This window comes from Pseudorhizobium xiangyangii, assembly GCF_020531965.1.
GTDB lineage: Bacteria > Pseudomonadota > Alphaproteobacteria > Rhizobiales > Rhizobiaceae > Neorhizobium > Neorhizobium xiangyangii.
In genome coordinates this window covers 1-16,097 of record NZ_JAJAWH010000037.1, presented here as the reverse complement: position 1 = coordinate 16,097, position 16,097 = coordinate 1, and the positions used below count along the sequence as shown (strand labels likewise).

Below are 16,097 nucleotides of genomic sequence, written 5' to 3'. Positions count from 1 at the left end.
ATGAACTTCTCTGCCTGGTCGATCCGCAATCCGATTGCGCCGCTGCTCGGTTTCGTGCTGCTGCTGTTTATGGGCATGCAGTCGTTCTATTCGCTGCCGATCACGCGTTTCCCGAACATCGACGTCCCTGTCGTCTCGATTACCGTCGCACAGGCCGGCGCTTCACCTGCCGAACTCGAAATGCAGGTGACCAAGGAAGTCGAGGATGCCGTAGCCTCGATCAGCGGCATAGACGAAATTCAGTCCACCGTTACTGACGGCCAATCGCAAACCGTCGTGATGTTCCGCATCGAAAAGCCCACCGAGGAAGCGGTTCAGGACACCAAGGATGCCATCGACAAGATCCGCAGTGATCTGCCCGCCGGGATCGAAGAACCGGTGGTTACCAAGATCGACGTCGAGGGCCAGGCGATCCAGACCTTTGCAGTCTCCTCGCCGAACATGACGCTCGAGGAACTCTCCTGGTTCGTGGACGACACCATCAAGCGAGAGCTGCAGGGGCAGCCGGGGATCGGCCGTATTGACCGCTATGGCGGGGCGGACCGGGAAATCCGCGTCGCTCTCAACCAGAACAAGCTCGATTCCTACGGCATTTCCGCCGTCGACGTAAACAGCCAGTTGCGCGGCACGAACGTCGATCTCGGTTCCGGTCGCGGACAGGTGGCTGGTAACGAGCAGACCATCCGCACGCTGGGCGACGCCAGAAGCGCCGAGCAGCTGGCCGATACGACCATCTCCTTGTCCAACGGTCGTTACGTCAAGCTGTCGGAACTCGGCACCGTCTCCGACACCTACGAGGAACAGAAATCCTTCTCCCGCTTCAACGGAGCCCCGACTGTCACCTTCGCCGTCTTCCGGGCAAAGGGCGCCAGCGAGGTATCGGTCGCGGAGACGGTATCGGCAAGCTTGGAAAACGTCCGCTCCACCCACCCGGACGTCAACATCCAGATGGTCGACGATTCCGTCTACTTCACCTACGGCAACTATGAAGCGGCACTCCATACGCTGATGGAAGGCGCGCTTCTCGCAATCATCGTGGTCATGCTGTTCCTCAGGAACTGGCGTGCGACGGTCATCGCCGCCGTGGCCCTGCCGCTCTCGGCCATTCCCACTTTCTGGGTCATGGATATCCTCGGCTTCTCGCTGAACCTGGTCAGCTTCCTGGCTCTGACGCTGGCGACCGGTATTCTCGTGGACGACGCGATCGTCGAGATCGAGAACATCGCCCGCCACATCAAGATGGGCAAGTCGCCCTACCGCGCCGCTCTCGAAGCAGCCGACGAAATCGGTCTTGCGGTGATTGCGACGAGCTTCACGATCATCGCCGTTTTCGTGCCGGTCTCCTTCATGCCGGGTATTCCCGGCCAGTACTTCATCCAGTTCGGCCTGACCGTCGCCTTCTCGGTCTTCTTCTCGCTGATGGTGGCGCGCCTCATAACGCCGCTGATGGCGGCATACTGGATGCGTGCCGAAGACGCGATGGAAGACCACCAGGACAACGACGGCCGCCTGATGAAGGCCTATACGCGGCTTGTCACGGGCACGACCCGCAAGTGGTACATGCGCTATGCGACCCTCTTGGGCGCAATCGCCTTCCTCGTCGGCTCCGTGGCGCTGTTGAGCCAAGTTCCGGGCAGCTTCCTGCCACCTGAAGATTCTTCCCGCATCGTGCTTTCTGTCGAACTGCCGCCGAACGCAACGCTGGATGAAACATCGAAATCCACGGATCTGATCTACGATGCCGTGCGGGACATCGATGGCGTCGAAAGCGTCTTCGTGCTGGGCGGCGCGTCGCCCAAGGGCGATCTGGAACTGCGCCGTGCAACGGTTCGCGTCATCCTCCAGAATATCGACCACTCGCTGGTCAAGATGCTCGTCAACAAGGGGCTGGGTTCCATCCCCCTGATCGGCGACCTGATCCCGAAGGTCCCGGACCATGGTCGCACGCGGCCGCAATGGGAAGTCGAGCGGGAATTGTTCGCCAAGGTTCGCTCGATCCCTGACGTGCGCATCTCCAAGCTCAACGACCGTGCGGAACGCGAACTCAGCTTCAACTTCCTCTCGTCCAACGAAGATGACCTGAACGAAGCGGTCAGCCTTCTGGAATCCCGGCTGCGCGCCTCGCCAATCCTTGCCAATGTCAGCTCCGAAGGAGCCCTGCCCCGCCCGGAGCTGCAAATTCGCCCGCGCAAGGACGAGGCCGCCCGGCTCGGCATCACACCACAGCAAATCTCCGAAACCGTACGCGTGGCCACGATCGGCGATGTCGATGCGCAGTTGCCGAAGATGTCGATCGACGACCGGCAAATTCCGATCCGCGCCCAGGCCTCACTGGACTTCCGGCAGGACCTGCAGGCCATCCGTGCACTGAAGATCAAGACGGCGACCGGCGAAACGGTGCCGCTCTACAGCGTCGCCGACATCGACTATTCGGAAGGTCCAAGCTCGATCAAGCGCAACGACCGTAGCCGCGTCGTGTCGATCGGTTCCGACGTCCCGTTCGGCACGGCACTCGATACGGCAACGGCAGAGTTCAAGCGCATCGTCGACGAGACGGAACTGCCTTCATCAGTGCGGCTTGCGGAAAGCGGCGACGCCAAGGTGCAGGCGGAGATGACGCAGAGCTTCGGCAACGCGATGCTGCTCGGGCTGATGATGGTGCTCGTTGTTCTGATCCTGCTGTTCAAGGACGTCATCCAGCCGTTCACCATCCTGTTCTCGCTGCCGCTTGCGATCGGCGGCGTGGCTGTCGCCCTGATCATCACCCAGAACTCGCTGTCCATGCCGGTCCTTATCGGCATCCTGATGCTGATGGGCATCGTGACGAAGAACGCCATCCTGCTCGTCGACTTCGCCATCGAAATGCGGCGGCACGGAATGGAGCGGGTTCACGCCATGGTGGAGGCCGGCCGCAAGCGCGCACGGCCGATCATCATGACCTCCATCGCCATGTCGGCGGGCATGCTCCCATCGGCGCTCGGGGTTGGCGAAGGCGGCTCGTTCCGCGCGCCGATGGCGATCGCCGTGATCGGCGGCATCATCGTCTCGACTGTGCTGTCGCTGGTCGTGGTTCCCGCCTTCTTCCTGATCATGGACGATCTGTCGCTACTGCTCGGGCGCCTCTTCGGCGGCATGTTCGGCAGCAAGGAAGATGAAGAGATCGGCCTGTCCTCGGAAGAACTCAGCCGGCGCTCGAATGATGCAGCCCGGTCGATCGCCACGCTGGAAGAGCGGGTGGCCTCGATCGAGAAGAAGGAAGCCAATGACGAGCGCACAAACGGCCAGCAGGGCTCCAATGTGCTCAGGCTGACGCCGTGGGCGGCTGAATAACTCCACCAGCAGCGACGAATACTGAAAGGCCGGGCCAGCACCCGGCCTTTTTCCGTTTCGGCGACAACCCGCTTCGTAGTTGATCGATGTCAAACAGTTTCCCGTCCAAGCTGCTAGGCTTCACCCATCGCAATGAAAAAACCGTCCCGCGATGGAAAAGCACACGGCCCCGATGAACAAGAGCCTGAAGATAAACAACCGCGACAAGGCGGTGCTGATGCGGACGCCGTTCATGACGGGCCTTGGCGCTGACACGCTCGTAAAGATGATGAACGCCGTCACGATCACGAGCATTCCCGCGCGTCAGGTTGTCTTTCGCGAATCCATGCCGGCAGATTTCTTTTTCTGCGTGCTGAGCGGCTACGTCCGTCTCTATCGGCTGAACCGCGAGGGCCGTGAAGCCGATATCCGCGTCTGCGGCCCCGGAGATACCTTCGCCGAGTGCCTGATTTTCGGAGACGATTTTTATCGCTTCAACGCCCAGGCAGCCGAAAACGCGACCCTTGCACGCTTCGACATGCGCGCGGTGCGCCAGTTGGCGGAGCGGGAGCCCGACGCGGCAAGGGCGATCATGACCTGTCTGTCGCACCACCTGTTGACGGCGATGGACTGCGTCGCGAATGATCGCCTGCATACAGCCCCGCAGCGGGTCGCAGAGTATCTACTGAAAAGCTGTCCTATCGACGGTGGTCCGGCCTCCGTCCGCCTGCCCTTCCAGAAGAGCCTGCTCGCCGGCATGCTGGGTCTGGCGCCCGAGGCTCTCTCGCGAGCCTTCTCGTCTCTCCGCCGGGTCGGCGTGACGGTACGCGGCAGGCTTGTCCAGATTGGCGACGTGAGCGCGCTCCGCGATATCTAGGTAGCCGTGCGCCCGTACGGACGCCGGCGCTCTCTCTGCCGCGAACTCTCAGAGCCCGCCATTCTCCTTCAGGAACCGCACGACGTGGTCGACACCCTCGCCGCGCTTAAGGTCGGTGAAGAGATGCGGCTTTGCCTCACGCATGCGATGCGCATCGCGATCCATCACGTCCAGGTCCGCCCCCACGTAAGGCGCCAGATCCTTCTTGTTGATCACTAGCAGGTCCGAGCGGGTGATGCCGGGACCGCCCTTGCGCGGGATCTCTTCACCCTGGCAGGTTGAGATCACGTAGATGGTGATATCCGCGAGATCAGGAGAGAACGTCGCAGCGAGATTGTCTCCGCCTGACTCGATGAAGACGATGTCGAGGTCAGGAAACAGCTCGTTCAAGCCCGCAATCGCCTGCAGGTTGATGGTGGCATCTTCGCGGATAGCGGTGTGTGGACAACCGCCCGTTTCCACTCCGACGATACGGTCCGACGACAGCGCTTGGCAGCGCACCAGAGCCTCGGCATCCTCGCGGGTGTAGATGTCGTTGGTCACCACGGCGATCGAGTATTCGTCGCGCATCGCCTTGCAGAGCTTTTCGGTGAGCGCGGTCTTGCCGGAGCCGACCGGCCCCCCGATGCCGACCCGCAACGGACCGTTTGGCGATTTCATGGGAATTCCTTTCCTGTACGGCAGCCGTCCCTCAAGAGCGGAACAGCCTTGAATGCTGTGTCTCGTGGCGGAGCGAGCAGATCTCCGCCTGGACCGTGGCAGTCCCGAGATCATCGAGGGTGCTCTGCGCCGCCTGTGTTACGGTATCGAGCACGTCCTGCTCGATCCCCGCCAGGATCGCGACACCCTCTGTCTGCCCGCAGGCGCCGAGCCGAATGGCAGCGGAGACGGCCTGCGAGAGGCCCGCTTGCAGGTACGCGGCAAGCGCATCGCTCACCGCCACGCCGTGAGCCCCCGCGACCGCGCCGACGGCAACCGGGAATGGCAAGTCCCGCGGCAGTCGAGCGAAGACCTCGCTCGGCCAGGCCTGCGCCCCAGCCACGAATGCTTTGCCCAGCGACAGCGTCTCGAAATGCCGCTCGGCGGAGCCCGCGAGAGCGAGGCCGAGTTCAGCCACCTCTTGAAGTGCCTGCTGATCCTCGTGCCGGCGCCAGGCTTCGCAGAACAGGACCGCATCGTTCCAGAAACTGCCGTGGCGCAGAAGTGTCGCCAGCCAGGACCTCAGCCCTCGTGCATCGATCACAACACGATCGTGCACCGCCCGTTCCAGGCCGCCGGAATAGGCAAACCCGCCAATCGGGAAAGCCGGCGACATCCAGGCCATCAGGCGCAGCAGCGCCTGCGTCTGAGAACCGGCACTCATGCCTGCTCAGTCATGCGAATGATGATCGTGATCATGCCCGTGGCCGCCATCGTGACCGTGTCCATGGCTGCCATGGGCATGGTACGCGCCGCGGGCGGGTTGGAACGGCTCCTCCACATCCATGACGGTCGCGCCGAGCCCCTGAAGCATCTGCCGGATCACATGGTCGCGCAGGATGAGGATGCGTCCCTCCTCGATCTGCGCCGAGAGGTGCCGGTTGCCGAGATGCCAGGCGAGCTCGATCAGATGGAGTGTGTCGCGCGCCCTGATCTCGAACAGCTTTTCGGACGCAGCCGTGATCTGCACGTTGCTGCCGTCTTCCAGCATCAGCCTGTCGCCATCGGCAAAGAGGACCGGTTCCTTGAGGTCGAGCATCACCATGTCGCCGTTCGACAGGTGCAGGACCTTGCGCCGAAGATGACGAAGGTCATGCGGGAGCGCGATGATGTCGGCTGGCGGATCGGTGATGACACCGGCTTTGTGAAAGGTCGTAATACGTTGCATGGTGCGCCTCAAAACAGGAAGTAACGCTGCGCCATCGGCAGCACGGTTGCCGGTTCGCAGGTGAGAAGCTCGCCGTCAGCGCGAACTTCATAGGTTTCCGGATCGACCTCGACATGCGGGGTCAGCGAATTGTATATCATCGAAGCCTTGGAGATCCCGCCGCGGACGTTCCTCACCGCCACAAGTCTCTTGGCGACGCCGAGGCGCTGCGAAAGCCCCCCATCGAGCGAGGCCTGGCTCACGAATGTGACCGAGGAATTCGTGCGCAGCTTGCCATAGGCGGCAAACATCGGCCGATAATGCATCGGCTGCGGCGTCGGGATCGAGGCGTTCGGATCACCCATAGGGGCGGCTGCGATCGAGCCGCCGAGCAGCACCATTTCCGGCTTCACTCCAAAGAAGGCCGGGCTCCACAGAACCAGGTCGGCGCGCTTGCCGACTTCGACCGAGCCGATCTCGTGGGAAACGCCATGCGCAATGGCCGGGTTGATCGTGTACTTGGCGATATAGCGGCGGACGCGGAAATTATCGTTGTCACCGGTTTCTTCCTTCAGCTGACCGCGCTGGCGCTTCATCTTGTCAGCCGTCTGCCAGGTGCGGATCGCCACTTCGCCGACGCGGCCCATGGCCTGGCTGTCGGACGAGATGATCGAGAAGGCGCCGATATCGTGCAGGATGTCTTCGGCCGCAATGGTTTCCTTGCGAATGCGGCTTTCGGCAAAGGCGATGTCTTCCGGGATCGATGACGACAGGTGGTGGCAGACCATCAGCATGTCGAGATGCTCGGCGAGCGTGTTGACCGTATAGGGCCGCGTCGGGTTGGTGGACGACGGGATGACGTTCGGATTGCCGCAAATTTTGATGATGTCCGGCGCGTGGCCGCCACCCGCCCCTTCCGTATGGAAGGCGTGAATGGTGCGGCCGCGAATGGCGGCGACCGTGTCCTCGACGAAGCCGCTCTCGTTCAGCGTGTCGGTATGGATCATCACCTGCACGTCAAAGGCATCAGCGACGGTCATGCAGTTGTCGATCGCGGCCGGCGTCGTGCCCCAGTCCTCGTGCAGCTTGAGCGACGAGGCGCCGGCAAGGATCATCTCTTCAAGCGGTGCAGGCAGAGAGGCATTGCCCTTGCCGGCGAGCGCCAGGTTCATCGGGAAGGCATCGAAGCTCTCGATCATCCGCTCGATATGCCACGCGCCCGTGCATGTCGTCGCCAGCGTGCCGTGGGCTGGACCGGAGCCGCCGCCGAGCATGCAGGTCACGCCCGACATCAGCGCTTCCTCGATCTGCTGCGGGCAGATGAAGTGGATATGCGCATCCATGCCGCCGGCCGTCAGGATCTTGCCTTCGCCGGCAATCGCCTCGGTCGACGGGCCGACGATAATCGTCACGCCCGGCTGCGTGTCGGGATTGCCCGCCTTGCCGATCGCGTGGATGCGGCCATCCTTGAGGCCGACGTCCGCCTTGTAGATGCCCGAGTGATCGACGATCAACGCATTGGTGATGACCGTGTCGACCGCCCCTTCGGCGCGCGTCGCCTGGCTCTGGCCCATGCCGTCACGGATGACCTTGCCGCCGCCGAACTTCACTTCCTCGCCATAGGTGGTGAAGTCTTTCTCCACCTCGATGAAGAGTTCCGTATCCGCGAGCCTGACCTTGTCGCCCACGGTCGGGCCGAACATAGAGGCATAGGCAGCGCGGGACATCTTGTGGGGCATAGGCAGTTTCCCTCGTGGAGTGCGGCGAGCGGCGGCCTTAAGGCTGCCTTGCGTTCAGTTCACAAATCCGTCCGACAGCTGGCCGAGTTCCTCGGTCCGCTTGCGCGTCAGGTCTTCCAGGCAGTTCGAGACGACGAGAGGCTGCATGGTTCCGCCCTCGACGGTGAAGCCCAGTGCCTCGCACTGACTGTCGCGATAGGCGAGCCAGGCGCGCTGCGCCTTCAAAAGCCGTTCCTCCGCGCCGCGCGGACGATCTTCGGATTCGATCAGGTCATCCCAGGCGGCGGCGGCTTTTTTCGTAGCCATCCATTGAATGTTCAACGCCTTATCCGCCTCGGCGTAGGCGTCACCCGCGCAGATGTTCATATCGGTCTGGGTCATGGCATTCTCGCAGTCGGGCGGCAGGGCCTCCTCACTCGAAGCCGGCGCGTCCACAAGGAGGACGCACCCACAAAGCATGGTCATGATCGCCGCATTCAGCATCGACTTTTCCTTTACCACCCGGTCAGGCTGCCGCGCCATCATGGGCATAGGACGTCAACTCCCGCGGGTTGACGCCCTCCAGGCAATTGACGTTGATGGCGACCATGGCCGAGCCATCAGGCTTTTCGCCGTAGGAGAAGCTCTGGATGCCGCACGTCTTGCAGAAGGTGTGGTGGACCTTCTTGCTGTTGAAGAGATATTCGGAAAGGTTGTCCTCACCGGATTTCAGCGTGAACTCATCGCGAGCAATGAAGGTCAGCACCGAGCCGAGCCGCCGGCAACGCGAGCAGTTGCAGGTGACAGTCTGGTCCAGATCGGCGTTCGCCTCGAAGGAAACGGCACCGCACTGGCAACCGCCGAGATAGTGTTTCGTGGCCATGTCAAAGCGCTCCCATGATCTTCTGCTGGAAACCGTAGACGACGCGCTTGCCCGAAAGCGGGATCAGCGTCACCTGACGGGTCTGTCCCGGTTCGAAGCGCACGGCCGTGCCGGCCGGAATGTCGAGCCGCATGCCGCGCACCATGTCGCGGTCGAAGGAAAGTCCTTCGTTCGTCTCGAAGAAATGGTAATGGCTGCCAACCTGGATCGGCCGGTCACCGGTATTCGCCACCTCGATCGTGAGTGTCGACGCACCTGCATTGAGTTCGATTTCGCCTGGCATGGCAATCACTTCGCCCGGAATCATGAATCTCTCCCTCAAGCCGTTAAAGTGCTTTGGGGCTTGCAGCCCTCGGCCTTCAACACCCGCTCGGTGGACGCCGGATGTCTTTTCAGTGCTGCGGCCGGGCGCACCGGACGGCGCACCAGTTCGCCGCCGCAGTTCGGGCAGGTCCCGGCAAGCACATCGGTCGCGCAATCGACGCAGAACGTGCACTCGAATGTGCAGATCATGGCGTCGAGGCTTTCAGGCGGCAGATCCTTGTCGCAGCATTCGCAGTTGGGCCGCAGTGCCAGCATGGCGTTTTCCTCACCTGATCGGTTCATGGACGGTGACGAGCTTCGTCCCGTCCGGGAAGGTCGCCTCCACCTGGACGTCGTGGATCATCTCCGCGATCCCTTCCATCACCTGCTCGCGACGGATGACATGCGCACCGGCTTCCATCAGGTCCGCGACCGAGCGGCCGTCACGGGCACCCTCGACGACGAAGTCGGTGATGAGCGCAATCGCCTCGGGATGATTGAGCTTGACGCCCCGCTCCAGCCGGCGCCGCGCAACCGTCGCCGCCATCGATATCAGCAGCTTGTCTTTTTCTCTCGGCGTGAGGTTCATGACCGTCCTGTGCGTGAATCAGATATTCCAGACCTTTGGCACCGTAGCACCATTACGCAATACGCCAATTGCCGGTACCAGCAATTTCCTCAAGTCGTAACCGCTGGGTGCGAGAAGACGCAGGACCAGCTTTCCCTGCCACTGGCTGGCACCTGCCATGCTCTCCCCCAGACATTCCCGCAGTCGTGGCAGCAGCGCCTCGGCGCGCGGCCCCACATAGAGAACCGTCGCGTAAGCCACGTGACCGCCAAGTGTTGCGCGTTGCGAGGAGAGAGTAGCGATGTCATCCCGCAAGCACATGTCTTCGGCATGCACGAGGTCGTCACCGCGGCGCACCCGCCATCTGTCGCGGAAGAAGCCGCTGTTGAGTGTTTCTCCCATGGCCTTGCGACCGAGAAGCACAGCTTCGACGGCAATGAATTCGGACGAGGTATCGTGAAGCTCGACGTCGAGCCGTCGGGTGAGCGACGACTGGTCGAAAAGGATGGTTTCCTGCGGCAGCCAGTGCACCGCCGCGTCGGGACCGACGGCAATGCGCGTCGTTACCGAAGCGGTATCGGCAGCGGCCCGATAGATTTTCTCGTTTGCCTGGGTGGTCACCGTGAGGCGGGTAGAAGCAGCGGCGGCGACGGACCATTCGATCACGTCGCCGCCAGTCAGTCCCCCTGACGTGTTGATAAGGATCGCCTCCATGTCGGGCGAAAAGGTTTCTGGAAGGCGGATCTTCGCACAGCCTTCCTGGTAGAATTCGTCGAGCCTGGTGCGCCCGACGGATAGCTTCGTTACAAGGCGCCCTTTGCCCCTTGCCCGCTGCGGCGCGCATCGATCGACTGGCTGCTGCACGTCGTCCCCTGAAGATCGGCGCTATCGGCAGCGCCCGTTGCGGTGGCCGCGCACGAATCTCCTGCCTTGGCAGCAACAGGCACCACCGTGGCGACGAGATCCGATTTGTCGGCTTTCTTGAAGAACTCCCACATTCTCTGCGCCGGATCAACATTGGGATCGAAGGATGGCTTCGTGGTCGCGGCAACCTTGACCACGCCATTGGCCTCGCTGGCGGCAGCAACCACGCTGTCGCTCGTGTCCGCCTTCGGCCATGCATGGCTGCCGTTGGCATAAACGTATGTCGCTATCCGCGCACCCGCCTTGCAGGTGTCGTAGAGGCGCCGCGTCACGTCACCTGCCTTTTCGGTCGTTGCGTCACCGGTGCAGCCGTCGAGTTCGCTCCAACGCTGCACAGCGGTCTTGAAACCGTACTGCCAATAGGGCTTGCCACCACCGGCATAAGGGTTGGCGGTATCCTTCACGCCTGCAAAAGCGATGATCGACATCGGCCGCTTGGGCATACAGGCCACCGCATCGGGCTTCCACTGTCCCTCCACCTCCACCGGCGCACCGGCACGCAGCGAATGAACGAAGCCTGCGGCAGCGAAACCGTCATTGCCGCTGCAGATATACTGGGAGAGCATGCGCCCGCCGCCGGAATAACCGGATGCGTAGACACGGCTGCGGTCAAGGCAGACCTGATCGCCGATTTCCTCGATCGCGGAATTGATGAAGGAGATCTCGTCGAGGCCGCCTTCCTGGTGCGTCACCAGCGGGACGTTCCAGGCGTAGGTTCCGGCATACGCTCCCGGCAAACTGCCCTGCAGCGCCACGACGATGAACCCCTCGCGTTCGGCGACCTTGTCCCACGAACTGCGCTTGAGCTGCCCGTCCGGATGGCTGTGGCTGCCGTGGAAATCAAACACCACAGGCACTTTCTTGTCGCCCGTATAGGACGACGGAATGAAATAGACACCCGACCGGCTCGCGTCGGTGGATTGAATGCTGAAATCGTGTCGGCCGGGCTGAACGGGCTGGCCGCAATCTGCGTAGGCACTACCCGCGCCCAAGAAAAAAGCCCCTACCGTAATCAAACGGGTCAGAGCGGCTGAACTGGAAAAAACAGAACTGCATGCAAATGCCATCAAGCGCCTCGCTAACGGGGTGCAGGGTTTTCACTCTCTGCGGCCTGTTGGGAATTGCGATACTGATACCATACATTAGCACTCGTTGAAACGGCTTAAGCGAATAGAAGCCATGCAAATATTCACCCCTAAACAGTAAGGTGCCGCCTTGCTTCCGCCGTATCCAAGGTCTCGGCAAGTCCTTCGTGCACAATTTCGCCACGATCCATAATATAGACGCGATCGGCAAGTTCCCGGCAGAAGTCGAGATACTGTTCCACCAGCAGGATGGCCATGCCGGTGGAATCCCGCAGGTAGCGGATCGCCCGCCCGATATCCTTGATGATGGACGGCTGGATACCTTCCGTGGGCTCGTCCAGCACCAGGATTCTGGGCCGCATCACCATCGCGCGGCCGATGGCCAGTTGCTGCTGCTGACCGCCTGAGAGGTCGCCACCACGGCGACACAGCATCGAATTCAACACCGGGAAGAGGCTGAAAATCTCGTCGGGAATGAAGCGATCCCTACGCTGCAAGGGTGCAAATCCGGTTTCGAGGTTTTCCTGCACCGTCAGCAACGGAAAGATCTCCCTGCCCTGCGGTACGTAGCCGATACCCTGCTTCGCCCGCGCGTAGGGGGACAATCCGTTGAGCGCTTCGTCGCCGAAGCGGATCGTGCCGGCACTAACCGGATGCTGGCCGGTCACGGCGCGGAGAAGAGAACTCTTCCCCACGCCGTTCCGCCCCAGCACGCAGGTGATCTTGCCCATCTCGGCGTTTAGCGAGACGCCGCGCAGCGCCTGGGCTGCGCCGTAATGCAGGTTGATGTTGTCGACTGTCAGCATAGGAGCATGGTCCTCAATGTTTGCGCCTCACCCAGCATCGACGCGCCACTTTCTCCCGCCGGGGAGAGGTGGTCCGAGGGACCGGGTGTGGGGTGGGCATAGTTTCGAGCACGTAGCTATCGCCCCAGGTAATTCTCGATCACTTTCGGATCGTTGGACACGAAATCGATCGACCCTTCCGCCAGTACCGAGCCTTCCGCCAGGCATGTAACCTTGACGCCGAGGTCGCGGATGAAGCCCATGTCGTGCTCGACGACCACTACGGAGCGGGTTTTGGCAATCTCGCGAAGCAGGATGGCCGTCTCCGCAGTCTCGGCGTCGGTCATGCCGGCAACCGGCTCATCGACCAGCAGCAGCTTCGGCTCCTGGGCAAGCAACATGCCGATCTCCAGCCATTGCTTCTGGCCGTGGCTGAGATTGGCGGCGAGCTCGTCCTTGCGATGGCTCATGCGGATCGTCTCGAGAATTTCCCCTATCCGGGCCCTGTCGTCGTCAGACAGCTTGTAGAAAAGCGTCGAGAACACTCCACGCGGGCGGTTCAGCGCCAGCTCCAGATTATCCCACACCGTATGACTTTCAAAGACAGTCGGCTTCTGGAACTTGCGGCCGATGCCGAGCTGGGCAATGTCGGCCTCGTCCCTTTTGGTGAGATCGACCGAATCCTCGAATAACACGGTGCCGGTATCCGGTCGGGTCTTGCCGGTGATGATGTCCATCATCGTCGTCTTGCCGGCCCCATTGGGGCCAATGATCGCCCGCAGTTCACCCGGCTCGACCACGAAGGAAAGCGAATTCAGCGCCTTGAACCCATCGAAGGAGACGGAGACGTTATCGAGATAGAGCAGGCTTTTCGATCTTGTTTCGGAAATCAGCGTCATCGTCTCTACTCCGCAGCCTGCGGCAGGATGTCGGCGTCCCTGCCCTTCTCTTTCTCGGCAGCGATCTTCGTTGCCTCGCGCGCACCCCACCCATGCTGGATCGTGCCGACGATCCCCTTGGGCAGGAACAGCGTGACTGCAATGAAAAGACCGCCCAGCGCGTAGAGCCAGAACTCCGGGAAAGCACCGGTAAAATAGCTCTTGCCTGCGTTGACGAGGATCGCCCCGATGATCGGGCCGATCAGCGTGCCGCGCCCGCCGACCGCCGTCCAGACGACGACTTCGATGGAATTGGCTGGCGCGAACTCGCCTGGATTGATGATGCCTACCTGCGGCACGAAGAGCGCACCGGCAATTCCCGCCATCATTGCGGAGACGACGAAGGTGAAAAGCTTGATGTTTTCCACCCGGAAACCGAGGAAGCGGACGCGGCTTTCCGCATCGCGTACGCCGACGAGCACCTTGCCGAACTTCGACTGCACGATGCCGGAGGCGATCAGGAGGCAGAGCGCCAGCATCACGGCCGACATGGAAAACAACATCGCTCTCGTGCCACCCGCCTGCACGGAGACACCGAGGATATCCTTGTAGTCGGTAAGGCCGTTATTGCCGCCGAAGCCCATGTCGTTGCGGAAGAAGGCAAGCATCAGGGCATAGGTCATCGCCTGCGTGATGATCGACAGATAGACGCCGTTGACGCGGGAGCGGAAGGCGAACCAGCCGAACACGAAGGCGAGCAGTCCCGGAACGAAGAGCACCATCAGCATGGCGAAGGGGAACATGTCGAACCCGTACCAGAACCACGGCAGTTCCTGCCAGTTCAGGAAAACCATGAAGTCCGGCAGGAGCGGATTGCCGTAAGTCCCGCGCGAACCGATCTGGCGCATCAGATACATGCCCATCGCATAGCCGCCGAGCGCAAAGAAGGCGCCGTGGCCGAGCGAGAGGATGCCGCAATAACCCCAGACCAGATCGAGCGCCAGCGCCAGAAGCGCGTAGCAAAGGTACTTGCCCATCAGCGCCATGACATAGGTCGGAATGTGGAACGCGCTGTCGGCCGGCACCAGAAGATTGAGAGCAGGAACCAGGACGGCGATACCCAGCAGAATGCCGATGGCAATGACGATCTTGCCTTCGAGTGCGCGCAGAACGAAGCCGGTAATCATGCTTCCACCGCCCTTCCCTTGAGCGCGAAGAGCCCGCGCGGTCGTTTCTGGATGAACAGGATGATCAGCACCAGCACCAGGATCTTGCCGAGCACGGCTCCGACCGATGGTTCGAGGAACTTGTTGAGGATGCCGAGCGACAAGGCGCCCACCAGCGTGCCCCAGAGATTGCCGACACCGCCGAACACTACGACCATGAAACTGTCGATGATGTAGCTCTGGCCGAGATTGGGCGAGACGTTGTCGATCTGTGAAAGTGCCACCCCTGCGATGCCGGCGATGCCTGAGCCGAGCGCGAAGGTGAAGGCATCGACCCAGGGCGTGCGGATGCCCATGGAGGACGCCATGCGGCGATTCTGCGTGACCGCCCGCATCTGCAGGCCGAAGGCGGAGCGCTTCATCAGCACAAGCAATGCGAAGAAGATCGACAGCGAAAAGACGATGATCCACATGCGGTTCCAGGTCACCGTCATGCCACCGAGCGGAAACGAGCCGGACATCCAGGACGGATTGCCGACTTCCTGGTTCGTGGGTCCGAAGATCGAGCGGATCGCCTGTTGCAGGATGAGCGAGATGCCCCAGGTAGCGAGAAGCGTTTCCAGCGGACGCCCATAGAGGAAGCGGATCACGCCGCGCTCGATGACAAGGCCGACCGCCGCCGTAAACAGGAACGCGACCGGCAGAGCGATCGCCAGCGACCAGTCGAACAGCTGCGGTGCATGGGAACGGATCACGTCCTGAACCACGAAGGTGGCGTAGGCGCCGAGCATCACCATTTCGCCATGCGCCATGTTGATGATGCCCATCACGCCGAAGGTGATGGCGAGCCCGATGGCCGCGAGCAGCAGCACCGACCCGAGCGACAGGCCGTACCAGACGTTCTGGGCCACATCCCACAGGGCAAGCTCGCCCTCGATCGAGGCGATAGCGGTGTCGAGATCAGCCTTCAGGCTCTCGTCGACCGAGGCCTGGGCCGAACGCAGAACCGTGATGGCTTCGCGGCCGCCCTTGGCAGCCAGGGTTTTTATTGCCGCGCGCTTTTCATCGAGAGAGCGATCGGAGGAGAGCAGTGAAACGGCTCTGGCCTCTTCCATCAGCGTCTTCACGTCGGCGTCGGTTTCCTTGGAGAGCGCCGTTTCCAGCAATTCGAGGTTTTCCGCGCTGGGCGCTCCGAGAATGGTGCTGGCTGCCTGCAGCCGTGCATTCCTGTCCGGGCTCATCAGCGTCAAACCGCCGAGGGCGCCGCGAATGGAGCGGCGAAGATTGTTGTTGACCCTGATCTTGGTGACGGCCGATTTCGCCACCTGCCCCGCTTCCGCGCCCGTCAGCGGATCGATCAGCGTGAGTTGGGATCCTGCGGGCCTGGCGATGAAAACAACCTTGTCGGCCTTGCGGACATAGAGATCGCCCTCGGCGAGTGCTTCGAGACCGGCAACCACACGCGGATCGCCGGTTGCAGCGATCTCGCCGATCAGCTCTCCGGCCTGGTTGAAATTGGCCGCGGCCAGCTGGTCGAACAGTGACTTCGGATCGCTGCCTTGCGCGAAGGATGGCGCGGCGAGCGAGACGATCAGGAAGATCAGGCTGAAGAAACGGATAAGCATTCTTTTGTCCCCGGGATGGCGAAGCGGTTCGAGGACAAGTTTGCCTCCTTGCGCCTGCTGGTTCCGTCTCCCGACGGAGCCAGCGATACGATAGGGCAGAGAAAGCATCGCCCCCTCTGGCCTGCCGGCC

17 protein-coding genes are annotated in these 16,097 nt (G+C 61.8%); 2 read left to right on the top strand and 15 right to left on the bottom strand.

What is annotated here, in order from left to right:
* Both LH464_RS22255 and LH464_RS22250 read left to right on the top strand, forming a co-directional pair.
* Complete coding sequence (locus LH464_RS22255) at positions 1-3,330, top strand: efflux RND transporter permease subunit (RefSeq protein WP_226788611.1); 3,330 nt, start codon at positions 1-3, stop codon at positions 3,328-3,330.
* Positions 3,331-3,502: 172 nt separating this feature from the next.
* On the top strand, positions 3,503-4,186 hold the full coding sequence (locus LH464_RS22250) for a Crp/Fnr family transcriptional regulator (RefSeq protein ID WP_226788622.1): 684 nt from the start codon (positions 3,503-3,505) through the stop codon (positions 4,184-4,186).
* Between the two features lie 48 nt (positions 4,187-4,234).
* Here LH464_RS22250 and ureG read toward each other — a convergent pair whose 3' ends face one another.
* The 15 genes from ureG to urtB form a co-directional block, all read right to left on the bottom strand.
* Complete coding sequence (ureG, locus tag LH464_RS22245; protein WP_226788610.1) at positions 4,235-4,846, bottom strand: urease accessory protein UreG; 612 nt, start codon at positions 4,844-4,846, stop codon at positions 4,235-4,237.
* Positions 4,847-4,877: 31 nt separating this feature from the next.
* On the bottom strand, positions 4,878-5,549 hold the full coding sequence (locus LH464_RS22240) for an urease accessory protein UreF (RefSeq protein WP_226788609.1): 672 nt from the start codon (positions 5,547-5,549) through the stop codon (positions 4,878-4,880).
* A 6-nt stretch (positions 5,550-5,555) separates the two neighbouring features.
* Positions 5,556-6,053 carry an urease accessory protein UreE gene (ureE, locus tag LH464_RS22235; RefSeq protein ID WP_226788608.1) on the bottom strand — a complete coding sequence of 166 codons (498 nt, stop codon included), beginning with the start codon at positions 6,051-6,053 and terminating at the stop codon, positions 5,556-5,558.
* Between the two features lie 8 nt (positions 6,054-6,061).
* Positions 6,062-7,771, bottom strand: coding sequence for an urease subunit alpha (ureC, locus tag LH464_RS22230; RefSeq protein WP_226788607.1), 1,710 nt, complete (start codon positions 7,769-7,771; stop codon positions 6,062-6,064).
* A gap of 54 nt (positions 7,772-7,825) precedes the next feature.
* Complete coding sequence (locus LH464_RS22225) at positions 7,826-8,254, bottom strand: lysozyme inhibitor LprI family protein (RefSeq protein WP_226788606.1); 429 nt, start codon at positions 8,252-8,254, stop codon at positions 7,826-7,828.
* Between the two features lie 22 nt (positions 8,255-8,276).
* A complete protein-coding gene (locus LH464_RS22220) occupies positions 8,277-8,633 on the bottom strand; it encodes a GFA family protein (protein ID WP_226788605.1) in 357 nt (118 codons plus the stop codon).
* Between the two features lies 1 nt (position 8,634).
* The gene (locus LH464_RS22215) at positions 8,635-8,940 is read right to left on the bottom strand and encodes an urease subunit beta (protein ID WP_226788604.1); all 306 of its coding nucleotides are present in this window, start codon (positions 8,938-8,940) and stop codon (positions 8,635-8,637) included.
* An 11-nt stretch (positions 8,941-8,951) separates the two neighbouring features.
* Positions 8,952-9,212, bottom strand: a complete 261-nt coding sequence (locus LH464_RS22210; protein ID WP_226788603.1) for a DUF1272 domain-containing protein — start codon at positions 9,210-9,212, stop codon at positions 8,952-8,954.
* Between the two features lie 10 nt (positions 9,213-9,222).
* A complete protein-coding gene (locus LH464_RS22205) occupies positions 9,223-9,525 on the bottom strand; it encodes an urease subunit gamma (RefSeq protein ID WP_226788602.1) in 303 nt (100 codons plus the stop codon).
* An 18-nt stretch (positions 9,526-9,543) separates the two neighbouring features.
* Positions 9,544-10,368 (bottom strand): urease accessory protein UreD, encoded by an 825-nt coding sequence (locus tag LH464_RS22200; RefSeq protein ID WP_226788601.1) that lies wholly within the window; start codon positions 10,366-10,368, stop codon positions 9,544-9,546.
* A complete protein-coding gene (locus LH464_RS22195; protein WP_226788600.1) occupies positions 10,308-11,420 on the bottom strand; it encodes an alpha/beta hydrolase family esterase in 1,113 nt (370 codons plus the stop codon). The genes LH464_RS22200 and LH464_RS22195 overlap by 61 nt, the downstream gene beginning before the upstream one ends.
* Positions 11,421-11,623: 203 nt before the next feature.
* On the bottom strand, positions 11,624-12,319 hold the full coding sequence (urtE, locus tag LH464_RS22190; RefSeq protein WP_226788599.1) for an urea ABC transporter ATP-binding subunit UrtE: 696 nt from the start codon (positions 12,317-12,319) through the stop codon (positions 11,624-11,626).
* 116 nt (positions 12,320-12,435) lie between these two features.
* Positions 12,436-13,197 carry an urea ABC transporter ATP-binding protein UrtD gene (gene urtD, locus LH464_RS22185; protein WP_226788598.1) on the bottom strand — a complete coding sequence of 254 codons (762 nt, stop codon included), beginning with the start codon at positions 13,195-13,197 and terminating at the stop codon, positions 12,436-12,438.
* Positions 13,198-13,202: 5 nt separating this feature from the next.
* Entirely contained in the window at positions 13,203-14,363 is a 1,161-nt protein-coding gene (gene urtC / locus LH464_RS22180) for an urea ABC transporter permease subunit UrtC (protein ID WP_226788597.1), read from the bottom strand.
* Complete coding sequence (gene urtB / locus LH464_RS22175; RefSeq protein ID WP_226788596.1) at positions 14,360-15,967, bottom strand: urea ABC transporter permease subunit UrtB; 1,608 nt, start codon at positions 15,965-15,967, stop codon at positions 14,360-14,362. The genes urtC and urtB overlap by 4 nt, the downstream gene beginning before the upstream one ends.
* Positions 15,968-16,097: the final 130 nt, after the last annotated feature.